The following is an 18,892-nucleotide window of genomic DNA, read 5'->3' on the forward strand; positions in this document are numbered from 1 at the left end:
GGTCAGTCCCTCGCGTACAGCGGGTGGGACAGCGCGGCGAGCTTGTCCTCGTCGAGCGTCACGCCCAGGCCCGGGCCGTCCGGCGCCCAGGCGTACCCGTCGGCGTAGGGCACCGGCTCGGTGGTGACGTCGTCGATGTACAGCAGCGGGCCGACCGCGTCGCCGGGGTGCTCGATGTTGGGTGTGGCCATCGCGACGTGCATGACTGCCGCGGTACCGATGGACAGCTCCTGCGTGGTGCCGAGCAGGGTCGGCGTGGCCGTGTGCCTGGCGAGTGTGAACAGTTCGACCGCGGCGGTGACCCCGCCGAGCGCGGCCAGCGAGATGTTGAGCACGTCCAGCGCCTCGGCGTCCAGCAGCCGCAGCGCCTCCGCGTAGCTCCACACGTGCTCGCTGACCGGCACCCGCAGTGCCCGGCGCACCTCGGCCAGCGCCCGCGGATCGGCCCGCCGCACCGGGCTCTCCACCAGTTCGGTACCGGACAGGTCGACCAGCCGCTCGGCGATCCGCAGCGCGGTCTTGCGGTCGAAGCGCGCCGAGAAGTCCAGCGACTTGATCTTCGGAGTGTCGCCGTGCCGCTCGCGCAGCTCCCGGAAGAACCACTCCTCGACCTCGAGGTTGCCGCAGATGTACACGCGGAACATGTCGAAGCCCTGGCCCAGCCGCTTGTCCACCTCGACGAGACCGGCCTCGGCGATGGAGCGCTCGTACATCGGGAACAGCGGGTAGCAGATGCGCAGCCGGTCGCGCACCCGCCCGCCGAGCAGGTTGTACATCGGCTGGTTCAGCAGCTTGCCGAGCGCGTCGTAGAGGGCGATCTCGACGCCCCAGCGGAAGGCCGGCTCGACGGTGCCGTACCGCTTGTCGAGCAGTCCCAGGATCTCGGTGCGGTTGATTACCTCCCGCCCGATCAGGAGCCGGTTGAGCTCGTCGCTCAGGATCGTCAGGTCGGGCAGGTACCCCAGTTCCTGCAGGTCCGAGATCTCGCCGAGACCGGTGATGCCGGCGTCGGTGTGGAGCTTGACGATGACGTGCTGGCTGTTCTCCCCGCTGTGCCGGTGTGCCTTGACCGGATGAAGGCTGATGCCGCTGATGTTCAAGGTTTCTCCTTTAGCCTTTCGACCCGGTGAAGGTGACCCCGCGCATGATCTGCCGCTGGAAGACGAGGAACAGGATGATCATCGGTATCGACGCGATCGCCAGCGAGCCGATCTGCACGTTCAACGGCGCCCGCGAGCCGGGCGAGTTGACCAGGTAGAGCGCCACCGACAGCGGGCGCATCTCGGCGTTGTCGCCGAGGATCAGCTTCGGCCACAGGAAGTCCTGCCACGACGCGATGACGGTGAAGATGGACACGACCGCGATCGGGCCCTTGGACAGCGGCAGGATGATCCGGGTCAGGATCCGCCACGAGCTGGCGCCGTCCACGTAGGCCGCCTCGGACAGCTCCGGCGGCAGCTTGTCGAAGAAGATCTTGAGTACGAAGATGGCGAACCCGCTCACCGCGCCGGGCAGCCACACCCCCCACCACGAGCCCTTGAGGCTCATGCCGCCCAGCGGCAGGTTGATCACGGTCACGTACTGCGGGATGAAGTAGATGATCGCCGGGATCATCAGCGTGGTCAGGAAGGCGCCCAGCAACAGCTTGTGCCCGGCCGGGCGCAGCTTGGACAGCCCGTACGCGGCCAGCACCGACACGGTCACCCGCAGCGCGAGCGTTCCGGCGGCCAGCAGAGCCGAGTTGCGGAAGTACTGGAGCAGATCCAGCCGCTTCCAGGTGAGCACCACGCCGTCGAGGGTCCACGGGTGCGGGACCCAGCTCGGCGGCGTCTGGTTGAGGTCGTGCGGCGTCTTCAACGCCCCGGTGATGAGCCACCACAGCGGGACCATTGTGGACAGTGTGGCGAGCACGAGCAGGGTCCAGGTGGCCCAGTAGACGACCCGGGCCCACGGGCGGCGGGCGGCCATCCCGGACACGAGGGTGCGGGCGGGCGCCGACTCGTTGCGGCGGCGGGGTTTCGCGCTCATCCGGGCAGCCCTTTCGCGGTACGGGCGGCGATCCGGCGGGGCAGCCAGACCAGGCCGACGGTGAGCAGGACGATGACGACGAACAGGGTCACCCCGACCGCCGCCGCCTTGCCGTACTGCTGCTCCTGGAAGCCGTACTCGTACATGAGGGTCACGACGGTCTCCGTGGCATGGTTGGGTCCGCCCGCGGTCAGCGCGTACGGCTCGACGAACAGCTGCATCGAGTTGATGAACGACAGCACGAACATGGCGGCCATGACGGTGCGGATCTGCGGCAGCGTCACGTTGCGGACCCGCTGCCAAAGGTTGGCGCCGTCCAGCTCGGCCGCCTCGTAGAGCTCGCCGGGGATGTCCTGCAGCGCGGCCAGGTAGATGAGCATGGTCGCGCCGGAGCCGGCCCAGATCGTGATGGCCAGGATGGCGTACAGCGCCTGGGTCTGCGAGTTGAGCCACGGCTGCGGGCCGATGCCCAGGTGTCCCAGCAACGAGTTGATGAACCCGCCCTGGCCGGGGTCCAGGAACCAGTTCCACATGAACGCGGTGACGATCGGCGGGAGGATCGCCGGCAGGTAGAAGGCCAGCCGGAAGTACCACTGGCCGTGGCGCATCTCGTTGACGCAGATGGCCAGCCCGACCGGCACCACGAAGCCGAACAGCAGCGACAGCGCAGAGAACTTCAGGGTGTTGCCCCACGCCGTGAAGAACACCGGATCGTCGAAGATGAGCCGGAAGTTCTCGACGCCGGTCCAGCTCGACGGGTCCGCCAGGGTCACCCGCTGCAGGCTCATCTCGAGGCCGAGCACGATCGGGTACCAGGCGAACAGCGCGAACAGCAGGAAGGCCGGCGCGACGTAGGCCCACCCGGTCAGATTGCGCCCGACCCGGCGGCGGAGCCCGCCCGCGGACCCGCCGGCACGGCGCGCTGGAGCCCGCCCGGCGGGGGAGACCCCGGCCGGGCGAGCCGGCGGCGGCGTGCCCGCCTCGACCGATCGCTGCGCTGTCACATCCATGGCGTCAGGCGTTCAGTGCCTGCTGGATGACCGTGTTGGCCTTGTCCATCTCGGTCTGGGCGTTGGCGTTGGCGTTGGTCATGATGACCTCGACCGGGGTCTGCAGCGCTGTCTTGATCTCCTTGCCCTTGAAGACCGGCTCGGGGGCCAGCTTCATCTTCGCCGTGGTGGCGAAGTAGTCGCCGTACAGGGACAGCGAGTAGGCGGGCACGTAGGGCTTGACCGCCGCCTCGATCTGGGCGCGCAGCGCGGAACCCGACTTCAGCAGCAGCGTGGCGAACGGTACGGCCTGGGGCGTCTCCCCGGATCCGTCCGCCTTGCCGGCCTCGGACCACGCCTTGTAGTAGGCCGAGACACCCTCGACGCTGAGGTTCTCGAAGACCGTGTAGTCGAATGCGGCCTGCAGCTCGGACGGGCCGGCGGAGTTGCTGAACACGTAGCCCGAGCCGCTGCCGATCAGCGAGCCGTTGGCCGCGTCGTTGATGGGGAACGGCACCATGATGAAGTCGTCCGAGTGCTCCGCGCCCGCCGCGGCGACCTGACCGGGGCCGTCGAACGCGGACATGCACATCGCGGCCTTGCCGGAGGCGAGCGCCTTGAAGCCGTCGAGGTACGCGACGATAGGGTTGCTGCCCAGGCTCTTGTCCTGCCAGCGCATCTGCTGCAGCAACTGCAGCGCCGCGACGGCCTGCGGGGTGTTGCAGGTCGCCGTGTACTTCTTGGTCGCGGTGTCCTGGCTGTAGGTGAGCTGGCCGTTGGCGTACATGAGCGTCAACAGCGACAGGCCGCCCTGCCGGGGCCCTTTGAGGGTGGCCTGGAATCCGGCCACACCCGGGTTCTTGTCCGAGATGGCCTTGGCCGCGGCCCGGAAGTCGGCGAACGTCTTGCCGCCCTTCTGCCAGTCGGCGGGGTCGAGCCCGGCGCTCTGGAACAACGGCTTGGAGATCACCAGCCCGGTCGAGCCGCTGTACTGCGGCAGCCCGTAATAGACGCCGTTGAGGCCGAAGGTGTCCAGCAGGGCGGGCGCGAGCTCGTCGTAGTGCTCCCACTTCTTGATGATCGCGGTGATGTCGGGCACCTGCTTGGCGGCGATCATCGGGCTCACGTCGTTGCTGCTGATCACGTATGCGGTCGGGGCGCTGCGGCTGGCGATGAAGGCCGCCACCTCGTCGGCGCCGGACGGCTGCAGCTTGGTGGTGACGGTGATGTTCGGCTGCTTGGCCTTGAACGCGGTGACCGCCGCGGCGGCGGCCGCGACGCTGGGCTTGTCGGTGTCGTCGGCGATGTCGGCGACGGTGATCGGGCCGCCGGCCGGGCCGGCCGTCGTCGGGCTGGTCTTCGGCGACGTGGCGCTCGTACAGGCGGAAAGCAGGCCGCCGCCGGCGAGCGCGGCGATGCCGCCTCCGGCGAGCCTGAAGATGCTACGGCGGGAAAGTGGTCGGGACGTCGGGTCGTCCATGGTTACTCCCAAGCGAATTCGGGCGGCACACCTGCGCGCCGTTGCATGGACCGAGACTAGGATCACCCGAAGTTCTCGTCAAGAACTGCCCGTCTCTTGTCAAGGGACAGCCCGTATCGGACGCCGGCGGCTCGAAAGCCGACGTTACCGGGCAATCCTGCACGTCGGAGATGCCTGGGCAGCGTTGACAATCACAGTGCCCGCTGCCATCCTCCCACTCGGGAAACGCACGTGCCTTTCCAAGAAACACGTGGATGAAAGGGGGCGGCGGCCATGCGCATCGTCAGGGTCTGCGTGACACCGGTCGCCACAGCCCGCCACACCGGCATAACGAGCCGGCACCTGATCGTGGAACTGGCCACCGACCACGAAATCACCGGATACGGCGAACTGTCCGACGCCGAGGAGATGGCCTGGCTGCCCGACCTCGGCATCCTGACCGCCGAACTGAACGCCATCCTGGTCGGCGCCGACCCCGCCGACCGGGTGGACCTGCTCGCCCGGCTCGACGGCCGGTTCGGTACAGCCGACCCCGTCGTGCGCTGGGCCGTCGAGATCGCCCTCTACGACCTGCTCGGCCGCGCGTTCGGTACCTCCGTGTGTGACCTGCTGGGCGGGCGCAAGCGCGACGCCATGCCCGTCGGGTACCCGATGTTCCCGATGTACGACCGCTCGATCGCGCAGGCCAACCTGGCCGAGGCGCAGCGCCGGATCGGCCAGGGCTTCACCCTGTTCAAGGTGTACGTGTGCGGCAACCTCGAGGTCGAGGAGTGGTTCTTCGACGAGGCGCGGGACCGGTTCGGCGACGCCTTCACCGTCAAGTGCCTCGACCTGTCCGCCCGCTTCCCGCCCTCCTCCGCACTGCACATCCTGCGCCGGCTGCTGCCGCGATCCGGGGCGCTGTCCGTGGAGAGTCCGGTACGGCGGGGCAACCCCGACGCCCTGGCCGCGGTGCGGCGCCAGCTTCCGGTCCCGGTCAGCGAACACGTGTGGAGCCACGGCGAGGCCCGGCGGCTGCTGGACGCGGACGCCGTGGACATCCTCAACATCTCGCTTGCCGCGCTCGGCGGGTTCAGCGCCGCACTGGAGGTCTTCGCGCTGGCCCGGCACGCCGACGTGGGCACGCTCATCGGCGGCACCCAGGAGTTGTCCATCGGATCGGCGGCCGCGCTGCATCTGGCCGCAGCCGTGGACAACCTCGACTTCGCCGGCGACACCGTCGGACCGATGGTCTACCGCGACGATGTCACCGCCCACCCGGTCCAGTACCGCGACGGCCACGCCCTCGTACCCGACGGCCCCGGCCTCGGCGTCACCGTCGACCCGGCGCGACTGGCCGCCCTCACCAGCCCCCTGCACGCGCGCACCTGACCATCGACCTGCCCAACCAAAGGAACCTGATGCTCGAACTGACCTCGATGACCTGGCCCGACGTCCGCGCGGCGCTCCCGTCGGTGAAGCTGGCCATCGTGCCCATCGGCTCCACCGAGCAGCACGGCCCGCATCTGAGCCTGGAAACCGACGCCGCCGTGGCAAACGGCTTGGCGCACCGCCTGGCCACCGAACTGGGCGACCAGGCGCTGCTGTGCCCGCTCATGCCCTACGGACTGTCCGAGCACCACTTCGCCTTCCCCGGCTCACTGACGCTGCGACCGGCCACCCTCATCGCGCTGCTCAAGGACATCGCAGAAAGCCTGGTGCACTGGGGCGTACCGCGCATCCTGGTCGTCAACGGCCACGGCGGCAACACCGACGCGGTGCGGCTCGCCGCCCGCGAGGTGCGGCGGGACACCGGCGCGCTGATGGCGCACATGATGTGGTCGGATGTCGCGCGCGACGAGGCCGGCAAGCACGTGGGCGATCTCGGCTGGGGGCACGCGTGCGAGGCCGAGACCTCCGTCGTAATGGTCGTGAACCCGGACGGTTTGCGGGCCGACCGGGTCCCCGGACCGGCACCGGCGCCGGCGCTTGAGCCGCTGGCCGGCCCGCCGTTCACCGGCGTGGACGTGCCGATCCGGCTGGATGAGTGGAGCCCGAACGGCGCCCTGGGCGATCCGCGGCTGGCCACCCCCGCGGCCGGCGAGAAGATCGTGGAGGTGACGCTCGCCCGCGCGCTCGACTTCGCCCACCGGCTCATCGGCTACCCCTTGAACCCGGTGACGCCGCTGCGCTGATACCGGACCGCGGCCGCTATCGCGCCCCTCGGTACCCCAGGCGCTGCGAGCAGTCCGCCGCCGCGGCCGCGACGTGCTTGCCGATCTCGGCGCGCAGCTCGGCATTCATCCGTCTGTCCGGGGCCGAGACGCTGATCGCGGCCACCGGCACACCGCGCACATCATGGATGGCCGCGGCCACGCAGGAGGAGCCCTCCTCGTTCTCCTCGATCTCGGTCGCGTAGCCACGCGCCCGGGCCTGGTCGAGCTCGGACCGAAGCGCCGCCAGTGCCGTGACGGTGTGGTCCGTACGCGGGGTCAGCCGGCCCGGCACCAGGTTGCGCCAGTCATCCTCATCCAACGCGGACAGGTAGGCCTTGCCCAGCGCCGTGCTGTAAAGCGGATCGCGCGAGCCCAGCCGCGCCTGCATGCGCAGGGCCCGGCTACTCTCGATCATCTCCAGGTAGACGATCTCGCGACCGTCCGGCAGCCCGAGGTTGATGGTCTCGTCGAACCGCTCGTGCAGGCGGCGCATCGCCGGCAGGGCCACCTCCCGGATCCGGTTCTGCTCGCCGGACAACTGACCCAGCTGCCAGACCAGCAGACCGATCCGGTAGGTGTCGGTGTCGGGATCGTGCGCCACGAATCCGCTGTCCCGCAGGGTGCGCAGGTACTTGAACGCGGTGCTCTTGGGCAGCTCGGCCCGTCGGCAGACATCGCCGAGCGTCAACGGCCGGTCGGCCTCGCCTATGCACCGCAGGACTGCCAACGCCTTGAACACCGGCTTGACGATGTAGTCCGGTTCAGTCTCAGCCATTGTTTCTCCCAAGGAAACGAACGCCAGGATTGGAGGGTAGCCCACCCGCGCCTGTTTCCCAACACAGCACGGCTACTTCCCCGTGAGACACAGCCCCCCGGCTGACCGCCAGGTGCGCCGCTCCGCCCGCCGGGTGATCGCTCCGGCCGCACCAGTTTGCTCCAGCCTCAGAGCTTCGGGTCCACCGCTCGGTCGAGGGATGCACTGACGCATTGATGCTAGGGTGACCTCTGTCTCTCCACAAGAAGAGAATGTTTCTGTACACGAGACAGCTGCTCGGCTGCGGCACCATCCGCGCCGGGCCGTGTCCACTACCGGAGACCCCGGAGGGCCAGCTGACGCGTCGGCCACGACCCCCAGCCCGGGGCCATGGCCGGCGCGTAACACACCGCGCTCACCACAGGTCGGGTTTCATGCGCGATGGCTTCAGGGCAAGCGGTCATGGTCCGTTGCGGCCCGCTCTCGTACCGCCCGGGTCGAAAGACGTGTGGCAGTCGTCGTCTTCCGGCCGCTCAGGCGCGTGGGATGGCTGGTTCGCACCGTGGTCCCGTTGCCATCGCTGGTCACAATGACGGACGTGCGTATGCCGAAGCGTTGGTGGGCAGACCGGCGAGGTGACAAGCCTGTGCGATCTGCGGATACGTCGTTGCGGGTGTTGCCGTGGTGGTGGGCGGTCGTCATTGTGGCGGCTGTCGTTGCTGGCGGCGTCGTGGCGATGTTGCTACTGGGCGTGTGGTCGGTGCCGAGTATCCCGACGGAGGCAGACAAGCTGCGCCTTGACCGGATCAAGACGGCGCTGACGGTGGCCGCCGGGCTGGCGGCCGGTGCGACGCTGCTGATGACGTTGCGCCGGCAGATTCTCAGCGAGCGGACTCAGCGTTTTGCCGAGAGCGAGGCGCTAGAGCAGCGTTCGACAGCGTTATACGTGGCGGCGGCGGATCAGCTGGGTAGTGACAAGGCGGCGGTCCGGTTGGCTGGCTTGTATGCCTTGGAGCGGCTTGGTCAGGACAATGTGAAGCTGCGGCAGACGGTGGTGGATGTGTGGTGTGCATATCTGCGGATGCCGTACACGCTGCCGGTGGAGGTACTGCGAGGCAACGCTGCCGGGTCGCCGGCGCAGCCGGACGCTGAGGGTGAGCTGCCGGACGCTGCGGCGGAGGCCGAACGGCATCAGGAACTGCAAGTCCGAATGACGGCACAACGTCTACTCGCGGCGCATCTCGATCCGATGCTGGGCGATGCGTACTGGATTGACGCCAAAGGCGCCTGGATGGTGCTCGATCTCGTTGGTGCTGTGCTTGTCGATTTCAGCCTGGCCGCGTGTGAGATCGGACGTTTGAGCGTGGGCAGAGCGCAGTTCCACAGCGTCACCAACCTGAGCAGAGCACAGTTCCACGGGGACGCCAACCTCGACGAGGCGCAGTTCCATGGGGACGCCAACCTCGACGAGGCGCAGTTCCACAGCGTCACCAACCTGAACACGGCGCAGTTTCATGGCAACGCCTACCTGTACAGGACGCAGTTCCACGCGAACGCCAACCTACGCGGTGTGCAGTTCCACCGCGAAGCCAACTTGCGTGGTGTGCAGTTCTACGGCGAAGCCGACTTACGCGGTGTGCAGTTTTACGGCGACGCCAACCTCGGCGCGGCGCAGTTCCACAGCATCACCAACCTGGACGCGGCGCAGTTCCACAGCGTCAGCAGCTTTCACGTCGCGCAGTTCCGCGGCGACGCCAGCCTACACGAGGCGAAGTTCCACGACGCTGCCAATTTGGGCGGGGTGGTGTTCCACGACAATGTCGACCTGCACGAAGCGCAGTTCTACAGCACATTCTATGCGAGCGGCGCGAATTTCCACGGCGACGCCTATCTGCTAGACGCGCAGATTCACGATGACGCATTCCTAAGCGAGGTAAACTTCCACAGCTCCGCCTACCTTAGCGGTGCGCAGTTCCATGGCGACGCCCGCTTTGACGGAGCACAGTTACACGGCGATGTCGAACTGGGCTTGGCGCAGTTTAATGGTTTGGTCGACCTGACTCACGCCTCAGCAACACGGCGGACAATCCTGCCCAACGGATGGATTCTGTCGGACGACTCAGGGGTGCCCGACCGGTTGTTTCCGGTAGTCGTGGTGGTAAAAGGCGACGAGTGAGGCCGTGCAGGGTACGGACAGTCGGACGGCGAAGGCGGCGGGGTCCACCCATAGTCACCGGCCGGCAAAGCGCGTGGCTGGCCATCTGGGCCGACCACGGCAAATCGGCGGCAACTGCCCGAGCGAAGGCGGGTTGCCGCAGCTGGCGTCGGGCACGCAGCACGGTCTTCACACTGCGCGCGACCGACGCCGAATGGAGCCGCGGCACCGGACCGGAGGTCGCCGGACCGATGATCGCGCTGGTCATGGCCATGACCGGGCGCGCGCAGGCCCTCGACGAGCTCACGGGCGACGGCGTCGCCGTCCTTCGCAACCGCACCTGACGCGGCCAGGCGATCCGACCGCCAGCGCCGCCTCCCGATACGGAGGTTGTCTCCGCAGGCAACGTATGACGACTCGCGGCCCGCGCCCTCTCCGGGTGCGGGCCGCGATGTGGTGCGGTGCGTCAGGCGGGATCGGGCAAGACGATCTTTACCGTGACGGTGCGGTCGCTTCTCAGCTTGATGGTGTCCGCCGAGGCGTAGTCCGCGCCGCCGACCCAGCCTGCCCGCCAGGGCGAGTTCGGGACGTAGTGGATGTGCACGTTCTGCATGCCGACGCCGTGGATGGTCCAGCCCTGAGATGTGTCGGAGCTCTGGACGAAGTCGCCGGTGCGCGCGTTGTACACGTCCACCGAGAACCAGCCGGTGTACGCCTGCCCGTCCGCGCTCGTGACCTTCAGCGTGAAGGGCGCGTCCGCGTGGGTCAGCGTCGCGTCCAGAACTGTCGGCTGGTTCTTGCCCGCCTGGATCAGCGTCGCCGCCTTGCGATCGGTCGCGTTGCCTGACCATTTGCCCACGTACGGGTTGCCGGCCCAGGTGTAGAAGTTGGAGAACAGCACCGGCCACTTGTAGGGGCCGAGGTTGGACAGCGTGTACGTCCCGTCGCCGGAGTACCCGCACGCCTTGCCGATCCCGTAGGCCGTCTTGCTCGGCAGGACCTGGGCACAACCGTCGCTGATCGGCGCGCCCGTGTCCGCGTCCCGGACGGTTCCTGTGATGGACGCCGCAGGGTCAAGACGCACCTGCGGCGCGACCGTCGGCGCTCCGGCGATCGTGTGCAGGATCTGCGCCTGGTACTGGCTGCCGGTGCCGCCCGTCGCGCCGGCCCACTGGATTCCGTGCACGCCGTCTTCGGGCACGACCAGCAGCGTGTAGTCGGCGGCGGGCAGCTCGGCCAGGGTGACGCGACCGAGCTCGTCGGTGTAGTTCACGCCGTACTGGCACGTCTGGTCGTCGACGCCGCCGAAGGTGAGGGTCAGGGCCGCGACGCAAACGTACGGGACGGGATCGCCCGTTGCGCGGTCCACCACCGTCGTCGTGATCGCGGCGGTCGGCTTCAGGGTGACATCCAGCCGCGTGACCTGGCCCAGCGTGATCGAGACGTTTTCGATTGCCTGCCTGGCGTGCAGCCCGTCGGAGGACTTGATGTAGACCGTCCGCGGCCCGCCGTCAAAGTCGGTCAGGCGCATGACGCCCCCCGTCGCGCCGCACTGGTACGGGTCCTGGTACACACCGGCGCAGAACGTGTCGACGGGCTGGCCGGTCACGGCGTCCTTCGCGTGGATCTCGACGTAACCGGGCAGCAGCATGGTCTCGTCGACCACGACGTGGTCGCCCGCCGCGACGCTGACCACCGTTGCCGAGGAGAACCCCAGCTTCTGGTGCGCCCACTGGAATCGTCCGGCGAAGCCGAATTGCATCTTGTAGGTCCCGGGCGCCACGCCGGGGAAGGCGTAGTCACCGTCTGCTGTCGAGATCGCCTGCCCGGCCGCGATCCCGCCGGTGGTGAAGAGATTGACCGTCACCGCACCGGTGGCTTCCTTGGTGACGTGGCCGGTGATCGTCGCCGCGGCTTCCTCGGCGTATGCGCTGGGGGCCATGGTCATCGAGACGGCCAGGGCCGCGACGATCAAGGCTGCACCCCAGGTGCGCCCTTTATTGCTCATGTGTTCCCCGTTCTGTTGCGAATGTCGATCCGGCATGGAGGCTACTCCACGCGCGCTTCCCTTGTGGTCCACCGGGAATGCGGTCGGCGGCAGGTGCGAGAGATCGATACCATGCGGTCCAGGTCACCACCCGTTCCGGCAGAGGGGATACAACTTGATCACTGGGACCCGCGAGTTTCGGGGGCGCGGGCAGATCGCGGCGAAGGCTCTCGTCGTCACGGCGGTCGCTGCTGCGGCCATCCTGGCGGCGGCGCCGGCGAACGCAGCCGAGCCGCACTTCTCCTTCACCCCTTCCTTCCTCGCGTACACCGACTCGGCGACGCCCGGCACGACGAGCTTCTACCCCAGCGGCAACCTGCCGGTCGGGGCGAACGTGGTCGACGGGGTCACGCACAAGACCCGCGTCTACTTCGGCTTCGACATCGGGAACGTGCAGCGCGTACGCCTGACGACAGCACAGCTCGTCGTCAGGGAACTCTCGGCCACCGACTGCACCAAGCCACGTGCGTTGAGCGCGAGGCCGGTCGCGGAGTTCACCGCTGCGAACACCTGGGCCAACCCACCCGCCACGAGCGGAAAAGCCGTGGCGGCGGTCGCTGACTCGGCGGACTGTGCTTCCCGCATCAGGTTCGATCTGACGCAGGCGCTCGACACCGCCCTGAAGGGCGGCAAGTCCCGGCTGTGGATCGAGCTGCGTGTGGCCGGCGGCGACGAGAACAAGCCGGCCTTCGGCCGCTACCTGTATCAGAACTCGTACAACCTCGAGGTGACGCTCACCAACACGCCGCCGAAGACACCGACGAGGCTGACCTACGGCGACGGGACGGCGTGCTCCGCCGGCACGTACTACACCGGCTACGACCTCTCCTTCAACGCCGACCAGACCGACGCCGACCGCAACCCCCCGGACGCCCTCAAGAGCGAGATCGAATATTGGCCGCTGAGCAATCCGGGTAACGTCACCTCGCTCCCCACGAACCAGGGAAGCGGAGGCGACGGCGTCTTCGGCTCCGCCTACCTCCCGGTGAGCCAGGTCGCGGAGGGCGCGTACGCCTGGCACGCGCGCACATACGACCAGCGGGCATACTCCGGCTGGAGCGCGTCGTGTCCCTTCACAGTGGACAAGACCAAGCCGAACGCGCCGACGGTCTCGTCGCCGGAATATCCGGAGAACCCTCCGGCACCCACGGGTGAGGCCGGCCACGAGGGAACGTTCCTGTTCACGGCAAACGGGTCGGACGACGTGAAGGAATTCCTCTACGGCACGTCGCCCTCCAGCCTCTACAACCGCGTGCCCGCCGACCAGCTCGGTGGGGCAGCCACCATCCAGTGGCGGCCGTGGGGCTCCGGTGAGCAGTCGCTGTACGTGGCGAGCCTCGACCGGGCCCACAACCTGTCGCCTGTGCGGCAGTACAAGTTCAACGTCCGCACCTACGGGGTGACGGTATGGCCGACCGGGCAGGCGCCCGATCCGGCCGGGTCCCGGGGCGTTGTGGTCACGTTGCACTTCACCACGCAGGTGGGCAACGGGCTCACGAAGATCGCGTATGCGATCGACGGGGGTGCCCAGCAGTTCGCTTCGGTGGGCGCCGACGGCGTCGTCGACGCCGTGACAACGCCCCTGGCCGCCGGCGAGCACACGCTGACGTACAGCGGGCTCGATGGTGCCGGTACATCGCACTTCGACTCCTCCACCACCTTCTACGCGAGCGACGAGCCGGCGGTGACGTCCGACGGCGTCTACCCGATCGACGGCTCGGGCGGTGGCGTCGGGGTGGAGGGCGTCTTCACGGTCACGCCCTACCTTGGCGTGGGGGTGCAGGACGTGCAGTACTTCACCACGGCGGACTCCACCGACGTGACGGTTCCGATCGACACCGACGGCAAGGCACGCATCCACTGGACGCCCACCCAGTCCGGCTGGACCTACTTCTGGGTGAAGGTTCGCTACACCGACGGCGCCATCTCGTGGTACCACTCGTTCTCGGTGACCGTGAACGGCTGATCGCCAGGAAACTATGGGCCCGGACGCAACAAGGTCCGGGCCCATATGTTTGACACCCGGTCCGGTCGGTCCAACGTCTGCCGCTGGACAAAAGGTGGCTGTCTGCGGGCACGCACCTCCGCCGGCAAACCCGTGAGCGCCAGCCAGGCCAAGACACTGCGCGACCGCGTACAGGCACGGCCAGAACCCTGCCGCAGCGATAGCCGCCCGAGGCGGCACACCGCTCAGGGAATGATCAAGAAGCGATCGCGGTCTATTGCTCGCGCAAGTAACCCCGACCGTTATTTTGAGTCTTGACATAAGAGTTGCGGGCGGGAATGGTTCTGCTTGACGGAGCGGGGGCCCGGGATCGGCCGCGCCTGCGCGTAGACGCGACGGGGGTGGCCGTGAGCTATCTGAGGGTCTTTCTCGACATGACCATCGTCGGGATCTTTCTCGCTTCCGTCGTCGGCAAGGTGCGTAGCCGGGCCGCATTTCACGCATTCGTCGGGGCGGTTCGCGACCTTGGCGGCATCCCGGTCCGATGGGTGCGGGCGGCGGCCGCGTTCGTCGTGGTGCTCGAGGCGGCGGCGGCGGTGCTCGTGGCGCTGCCCGCGGCGATCACCACCATTGCCGGGCTGACGCTGGCCGCCGGGCTGCTGGTCGCGTTCACCGTCGTGCTGGTCCGGGCGCTGCGGCGGGCGCCGGGGCCGGCCTGCCACTGCTTCGGGGGCGACGGGGACGCCGTCGCGCCCCGGCATGTCGTGCGAAACCTCGTGCTGCTCGGCGGCTGCGCCGCCGGGGTGGTGATGGGGCCGTCCACCGAAGGCGCCCGGGAACCGGCCGGACTGGCGCTGTGTGCGCTGGTGGCCGGCGTGTGCGTGGGGGCGGTCGCGCTGCTCGACGACCTCGCCGCGCTGCTGCGACCGGCGAAGCCGTGATCGAGAACCCAGTGAGGAATTGGAACAACGCCCGGAACAAACGCCCGAACAGGAGGCTCGAGACGTGCCGATGCTTGTCGCTGCGGTCGTCGTGTTGACCGTGCTCGTCGTGCTTGACCTTGTCCTGACCACCGCCGTCATCCGGCGGCTGCGGACCTACGAGGACTCCAGGAGCGCCGCGGGGGCGCCCCCGGAGACGATCAGGATCGCGGTCGGCGCCGAGGTGCCCGAGTTCGCCGACGCCGACGGGCGCCGGACGCTGGTCGGGTTCTTCTCGACCACCTGCAAGCCGTGCGTCACCGAGGCCGCCGAGCTGGTGCGGCGCGAGGGGAGGTTGACGGCCGCCGGCATCGCCGTGGTGCCGGTGCTGACCCAGCATGGCGAGGAGGACCCCAACGGGCTGCGAACCGTGCTGGCCGCCGTGGGTACCGTCGTCACCGAGGCGCCGGGCGGGCCCGTGAGCACAGCGTTCGGCACGCGGGCCACGCCGAGCTACGTACTGGTGGACCCCGACGGGCGGGTGGCCGCGAAGGGCGCCTTCGAGGACTGCCTGCAACTCGCCGCTGCATGAAACGGCGCCGAATGGCGACGCTCGTCGGGGCGCTGCGCACCTACCATCGCGCGGCGCCCGTCGTGGCCTGGCTGCGGCTGCTGGTCGCGGTCGTCACCGGGCTGGTGCCGGTCGCCGTCGCGTGGCTGACGAAGCTGTTGCTCGACGGGCTCGCCCGGCCCGGCGGCGCGCCCGCGCGGCTGGGGCTGGTCGCCCTGGCGCTCGCCGTCGTCGGGGCGGTCGGGGCGCTGCTGCAGCACCTGGGGCGGTACCTCGACCAGGAGGTGGGCCGGAAGGTCGGCCTGCACACCCAGGCGGAGCTGTTCGCCGCCGTGGTCCGCGCGCCCGGCCTGACCGAGCTGGAGGACCCGACCTTCCACGACCGGGTCCAGCTGGCCCGTCAGTCCAGCCAGTCCGGGCCGGTACTGCTCACCGGCTCGCTGCTCACCATCGCCCAGGCGACCTTCACGCTGGGCGGGTTCCTGGCCTCGCTGCTCGCGCTGTCGCCGCTGGCCGCGCTGCTGGTGACCGCCTCGATGGGGCCGACGCTCGCGGCTCAGCTGCGGCTGAGCCGGATGCGCACGGCCACGACGACCGGCAACAGCCCGCGGCAGCGGCGGCAGATGTTCTACGCGGCGCTGCTGCTGGACCTGCGGGCGGCCAAGGAGATCCGGCTGTTCGGCCTGGGGCGGTACTTCCGCGACCGCATGCTCGTCGAGATCGGCGAGCAGCAGCGCGGCGAGCGGCGGGTCGACCTCGCGACGGCGCGCACCGACGCCCTGCTGTCGCTGCTGACCGCGGCCGTCTCGGCGGTCGTCCTGGTGGTGACGGTCGCGCGGCTCGCCACGGGACAGGGCCATGTCGGCGACCTCGCGGTGCTCATCGCCGCGCTGGGCGCGGTTCAGGCCGCCGTCGCGGGCCTGGTCACCCAGATCGCGACGGCCGACTCCGCGCTGGCGCTGTTCGAGCACTACCTGGCCGTCGTCCCGGCCGGCCGCGTCCCGCTCGCGGCCGGCGCGGCGGTCCCGTCGCTGCGGCAGGGCATCCGATTCGAGGACGTGTGGTTTCGCTACGGCGTCGATCAGCCGTGGGTACTGCAAGGCGTCCACCTCCACTTCCGGCAAGGACAGTCGACGGCGTTGGTCGGGCTCAACGGCGCCGGCAAGTCGACGATCGTCAAGCTGCTGTGCCGCTTCTACGAGCCGGTCCGCGGCCGGATCACGTGGGACGGCGTCGACCTCGCCGACCTGGACATCGCCGCGCTGCGGGCCCGGATCGCCACCGTGTTCCAGGACTTCGTGTGCTACGAGCTCTCCGCCCGCGACAACATCGCGCTCGGTGCCCTCGGCGACGGGGACGTTACGGCCGCGGCCGTGCGGGCCGGTATGCACGAGACGCTGGCCGCGCTGCCGGACGGCTACGACACGATGCTGACCCGCACCTTCGCCGACGGTGAGAGACGCCGCCGACACCGAAGCGGCGAAAGCCAAAGCGGCGACAGCAGCACGAGACGTGGCGGACAACAAAGCGGAGTCGTGCTCTCCGGCGGCCAGTGGCAGCGGGTCGCGCTCGCCCGCGCCCTCATCAGGACCGACGCCGACCTGCTCATCCTCGACGAGCCGTCCTCGGGCCTGGACGCGCGCGCCGAGGCCGAGGTGCACCGCACGCTGCGAGAGCTGCGCACCGGCCGGACCAGCCTGCTCATCTCGCACCGCCTCAACACCCTGCGCGGCGCCGACCACATCGTGGTGCTCCGCGACGGCCGGATCGCCGAGGAGGGCGACCACGACGCACTGATGCACGCCGACGGCACGTACGCGGAGCTGTTCCGGCTACAGGCCGAGGGCTTCGCCGACGTGGCGACGACCACCGACGGGGGAAACGCATGAACGACATCAGGATCGAGGTACTCGGGCCGCTGGAGGCCACGATCGGCGAACGGCCCGTCCAGCTGGGCGGCCCGAAGCAGCGGGCCGTGCTGGCCGCACTGTTACTGGCCGAGGGGCGGGTCGTCTCCGTCGAGCACCTCGTCGACGTGCTGTGGGCGGACGACCCGCCGACGAGCGCGGTGACCAAGGTGCAGGGGCACGTCTCCGCGCTGCGCAAGGCGCTCGCCGGGTCGGGCCATCCGGGCCCGGCCGACGTGCTGGTCACCCGGGCGCCCGGGTACCAGCTGCGGACCACCGACCTGCGCACCGACCTGGCCGCCTTCGACCGGCTGGTCGCCGAGGCCACCACCCGGGCGCGCGCCGACCCGTCGGCCGGCGCGCGGCTGCTCGGCGCCGGGCTGGCGCTGTGGCGCGGGCCGGCGTTCGCCGACGTGGCCGCGCCCGCCATCCGGGCCGCCGCGGCCCGGCTCAACGACCGCTACCTCGCCGCCGCCGAGGACCGCGCCGACATCGAACTGCGCCTCGGCCGCCACCGGCAGGCGCTGGAGCAGCTCGGGCCGCTGCTGGAGGAGCACCCGTTCCGCGACCGGCTGCGCGAGCTGCACATGCTCGCCCTGATCCGGATGGAGCGGCCGATAGAGGCCATCGCCTCCTACCAGCGCTGCCGCACGCTGCTGAGCCGCGAGCTCGGCGTGGAGCCGTGCGGCCGGCTGCGCCGCCTGGCCGCATCGATCGGATACCACTCATGACCCCGGGAGGTCGTCGCACCGTGCCATCCAGCCGACCAGACACCGCGACCGCGGCGCCCGCCACGGACGGCGGCGCCCGCGTCGTCCTCACCGACGTGGTGAAGACGTTCCCCCTGGGCGACGGCGAACGGCTCGCCGCCGTAGACGGGGTCAGCCTCACGCTGGAGCCCGGCGGCCTGACGGCGCTCACCGGGCCGTCCGGCTCCGGCAAGTCCACGCTGCTACACCTCATCGGCGCGATCGAACGGCCCGACTCCGGCTCCATCGCCGTCGACGGGCAGGAGCTGACCGCTGCCGGCCGTGGGAGGCTCGCGCAGTACCGACGCGGCATTGGCTTTGTTTTTCAGCGTTTTCACCTGCTGCCGGCGCTGACCGCCCTGGACAACGTGCTGGTGCCCGTGCTGCCCCACCGCAACCTGGGCTTCGACCGCGGCGAACGGGCCCGCGAGCTGCTCGACGCCGTCGGGCTGGCCGGTCGCGAGGGCGCGCTGCCCTCGCGGCTGTCCGGCGGGCAGCAGCAGCGGGTGGCCATCGCCCGCGCGCTCATCAACCGCCCCCGCCTGCTGCTGGCCGACGAGCCGACCGGCAACCTCGACTCGCACACCGGCCGGGCCATCCTCGACCTGTTGCTGGGGCTGCGCGAGCGCTACCCGATCACGATCGTGCTGAGCACGCATGACACGTCCATCGCCGCGCAGTGCGAGCGGGTCGTCGACCTGCTGGACGGGCGGCTGCGATGACGTGGGTCCTGATGACGGCGGCGCTTGCCGGGGCCCTGCTGGCGGCCCGCCGGCTGCTGGTCGTGGTGACGGTGTTCGGGCCGAGCATGGAGCCGACGCTGCGGCCCGGCAGCCGGCTGCTGGTGCTGCGGATCCGGCGCCTGCGCGTGGGCCGGATCGTGGTGCTGCACCCGGTCGCCGGTCAGAAGGTCCCGGGCGGCGACCTGCTGGTGAAGCGGGTCGCGGCCCTGCCCGGGGACCCGGTGCCCGCCTCGGTGCTGGCGGCGGTGGGTGGCCGGCCCGGCGACCGGGTCCCCGAGCGGCGGGTGGTGGTGCTCGGCGACGCGCCCGCGGCCAGCGCCGACTCGCGCAACTGGGGCTTCGCCGCGGTCACGGACATCGTCGGCGTGATGGCCGGGAGGCTGGCATGAACGCGCCCCGGAACCGTGGA

The 18,892-nt window shown here is 69.6% G+C and carries 16 protein-coding genes; 10 read left to right on the forward strand and 6 right to left on the reverse strand.

Features of this window, described 5'->3' with window-relative positions; all coding sequences use genetic code 11:
- Positions 1 to 2: 2 nt before the first annotated feature.
- The 4 genes from ACQEVU_RS07510 to ACQEVU_RS07525 are packed head-to-tail and all read right to left on the reverse strand — an operon-like array spanning position 3 to position 4,497.
- Positions 3 to 1,100 (reverse strand): mandelate racemase/muconate lactonizing enzyme family protein, encoded by a 1,098-nt coding sequence (locus ACQEVU_RS07510; RefSeq protein WP_433321810.1) that lies wholly within the window; start codon positions 1,098 to 1,100, stop codon positions 3 to 5.
- A 10-nt stretch (positions 1,101 to 1,110) separates the two neighbouring features.
- Positions 1,111 to 2,028 carry a carbohydrate ABC transporter permease gene (locus ACQEVU_RS07515; RefSeq protein ID WP_433321811.1) on the reverse strand — a complete coding sequence of 306 codons (918 nt, stop codon included), beginning with the start codon at positions 2,026 to 2,028 and terminating at the stop codon, positions 1,111 to 1,113.
- Positions 2,025 to 3,038 carry a carbohydrate ABC transporter permease gene (locus ACQEVU_RS07520; protein WP_433321812.1) on the reverse strand — a complete coding sequence of 338 codons (1,014 nt, stop codon included), beginning with the start codon at positions 3,036 to 3,038 and terminating at the stop codon, positions 2,025 to 2,027. Before ACQEVU_RS07520 ends, ACQEVU_RS07515 begins: the two co-directional genes overlap by 4 nt.
- 4 nt (positions 3,039 to 3,042) lie before the next feature.
- Complete coding sequence (locus ACQEVU_RS07525) at positions 3,043 to 4,497, reverse strand: ABC transporter substrate-binding protein (protein ID WP_433321813.1); 1,455 nt, start codon at positions 4,495 to 4,497, stop codon at positions 3,043 to 3,045.
- Between the two features lie 273 nt (positions 4,498 to 4,770).
- Between ACQEVU_RS07525 and ACQEVU_RS07530 the strand changes: the two genes are divergently transcribed.
- Both ACQEVU_RS07530 and ACQEVU_RS07535 read left to right on the forward strand, forming a co-directional pair.
- Positions 4,771 to 5,868, forward strand: a complete 1,098-nt coding sequence (locus ACQEVU_RS07530) for a mandelate racemase/muconate lactonizing enzyme family protein (RefSeq protein ID WP_433321814.1) — start codon at positions 4,771 to 4,773, stop codon at positions 5,866 to 5,868.
- 29 nt (positions 5,869 to 5,897) lie between these two features.
- Positions 5,898 to 6,671 (forward strand): creatininase family protein, encoded by a 774-nt coding sequence (locus tag ACQEVU_RS07535; RefSeq protein ID WP_433321815.1) that lies wholly within the window; start codon positions 5,898 to 5,900, stop codon positions 6,669 to 6,671.
- A gap of 16 nt (positions 6,672 to 6,687) precedes the next feature.
- Here the strand turns inward: ACQEVU_RS07535 and ACQEVU_RS07540 are convergent, their stop codons facing one another.
- Positions 6,688 to 7,431 (reverse strand): IclR family transcriptional regulator, encoded by a 744-nt coding sequence (locus ACQEVU_RS07540; protein WP_433321816.1) that lies wholly within the window; start codon positions 7,429 to 7,431, stop codon positions 6,688 to 6,690.
- Positions 7,432 to 8,050: 619 nt separating this feature from the next.
- On the opposite strand from ACQEVU_RS07540, the gene ACQEVU_RS07545 reads away from it, so the two are divergent.
- Entirely contained in the window at positions 8,051 to 9,622 is a 1,572-nt protein-coding gene (locus ACQEVU_RS07545; protein ID WP_433334842.1) for a pentapeptide repeat-containing protein, read from the forward strand.
- 445 nt (positions 9,623 to 10,067) lie between these two features.
- On the opposite strand, the gene ACQEVU_RS07550 is transcribed toward ACQEVU_RS07545, so the two are convergent.
- Positions 10,068 to 11,576, reverse strand: a complete 1,509-nt coding sequence (locus ACQEVU_RS07550) for a carboxypeptidase regulatory-like domain-containing protein (protein ID WP_433321817.1) — start codon at positions 11,574 to 11,576, stop codon at positions 10,068 to 10,070.
- Positions 11,577 to 11,763: 187 nt separating this feature from the next.
- Here ACQEVU_RS07550 and ACQEVU_RS07555 point away from each other — a divergent pair, with 187 nt between their 5' ends.
- From ACQEVU_RS07555 to ACQEVU_RS07585, 7 genes are all read left to right on the forward strand, one after another.
- A complete protein-coding gene (locus ACQEVU_RS07555) occupies positions 11,764 to 13,614 on the forward strand; it encodes a CBM96 family carbohydrate-binding protein (RefSeq protein WP_433321818.1) in 1,851 nt (616 codons plus the stop codon).
- Between the two features lie 386 nt (positions 13,615 to 14,000).
- Positions 14,001 to 14,534, forward strand: a complete 534-nt coding sequence (locus ACQEVU_RS07560) for a MauE/DoxX family redox-associated membrane protein (RefSeq protein WP_433321819.1) — start codon at positions 14,001 to 14,003, stop codon at positions 14,532 to 14,534.
- 64 nt (positions 14,535 to 14,598) lie between these two features.
- On the forward strand, positions 14,599 to 15,105 hold the full coding sequence (locus tag ACQEVU_RS07565) for a TlpA family protein disulfide reductase (RefSeq protein WP_433321820.1): 507 nt from the start codon (positions 14,599 to 14,601) through the stop codon (positions 15,103 to 15,105).
- On the forward strand, positions 15,102 to 16,973 hold the full coding sequence (locus tag ACQEVU_RS07570; RefSeq protein ID WP_433321821.1) for an ABC transporter ATP-binding protein: 1,872 nt from the start codon (positions 15,102 to 15,104) through the stop codon (positions 16,971 to 16,973). The genes ACQEVU_RS07565 and ACQEVU_RS07570 overlap by 4 nt, the downstream gene beginning before the upstream one ends.
- Complete coding sequence (locus tag ACQEVU_RS07575; protein ID WP_433321822.1) at positions 16,970 to 17,722, forward strand: AfsR/SARP family transcriptional regulator; 753 nt, start codon at positions 16,970 to 16,972, stop codon at positions 17,720 to 17,722. The genes ACQEVU_RS07570 and ACQEVU_RS07575 overlap by 4 nt, the downstream gene beginning before the upstream one ends.
- Positions 17,719 to 18,462 (forward strand): ABC transporter ATP-binding protein, encoded by a 744-nt coding sequence (locus ACQEVU_RS07580; protein WP_433321823.1) that lies wholly within the window; start codon positions 17,719 to 17,721, stop codon positions 18,460 to 18,462. Before ACQEVU_RS07575 ends, ACQEVU_RS07580 begins: the two co-directional genes overlap by 4 nt.
- Positions 18,459 to 18,872, forward strand: a complete 414-nt coding sequence (locus tag ACQEVU_RS07585; RefSeq protein ID WP_433321824.1) for a S26 family signal peptidase — start codon at positions 18,459 to 18,461, stop codon at positions 18,870 to 18,872. Before ACQEVU_RS07580 ends, ACQEVU_RS07585 begins: the two co-directional genes overlap by 4 nt.
- The last annotated feature ends 20 nt before the right edge of the window (positions 18,873 to 18,892 follow it).

Origin of the sequence: Dactylosporangium sp. CA-139066 (genome assembly GCF_050936175.1) — a bacterium.
In the GTDB taxonomy this organism is placed as follows: domain Bacteria; phylum Actinomycetota; class Actinomycetes; order Mycobacteriales; family Micromonosporaceae; genus Dactylosporangium.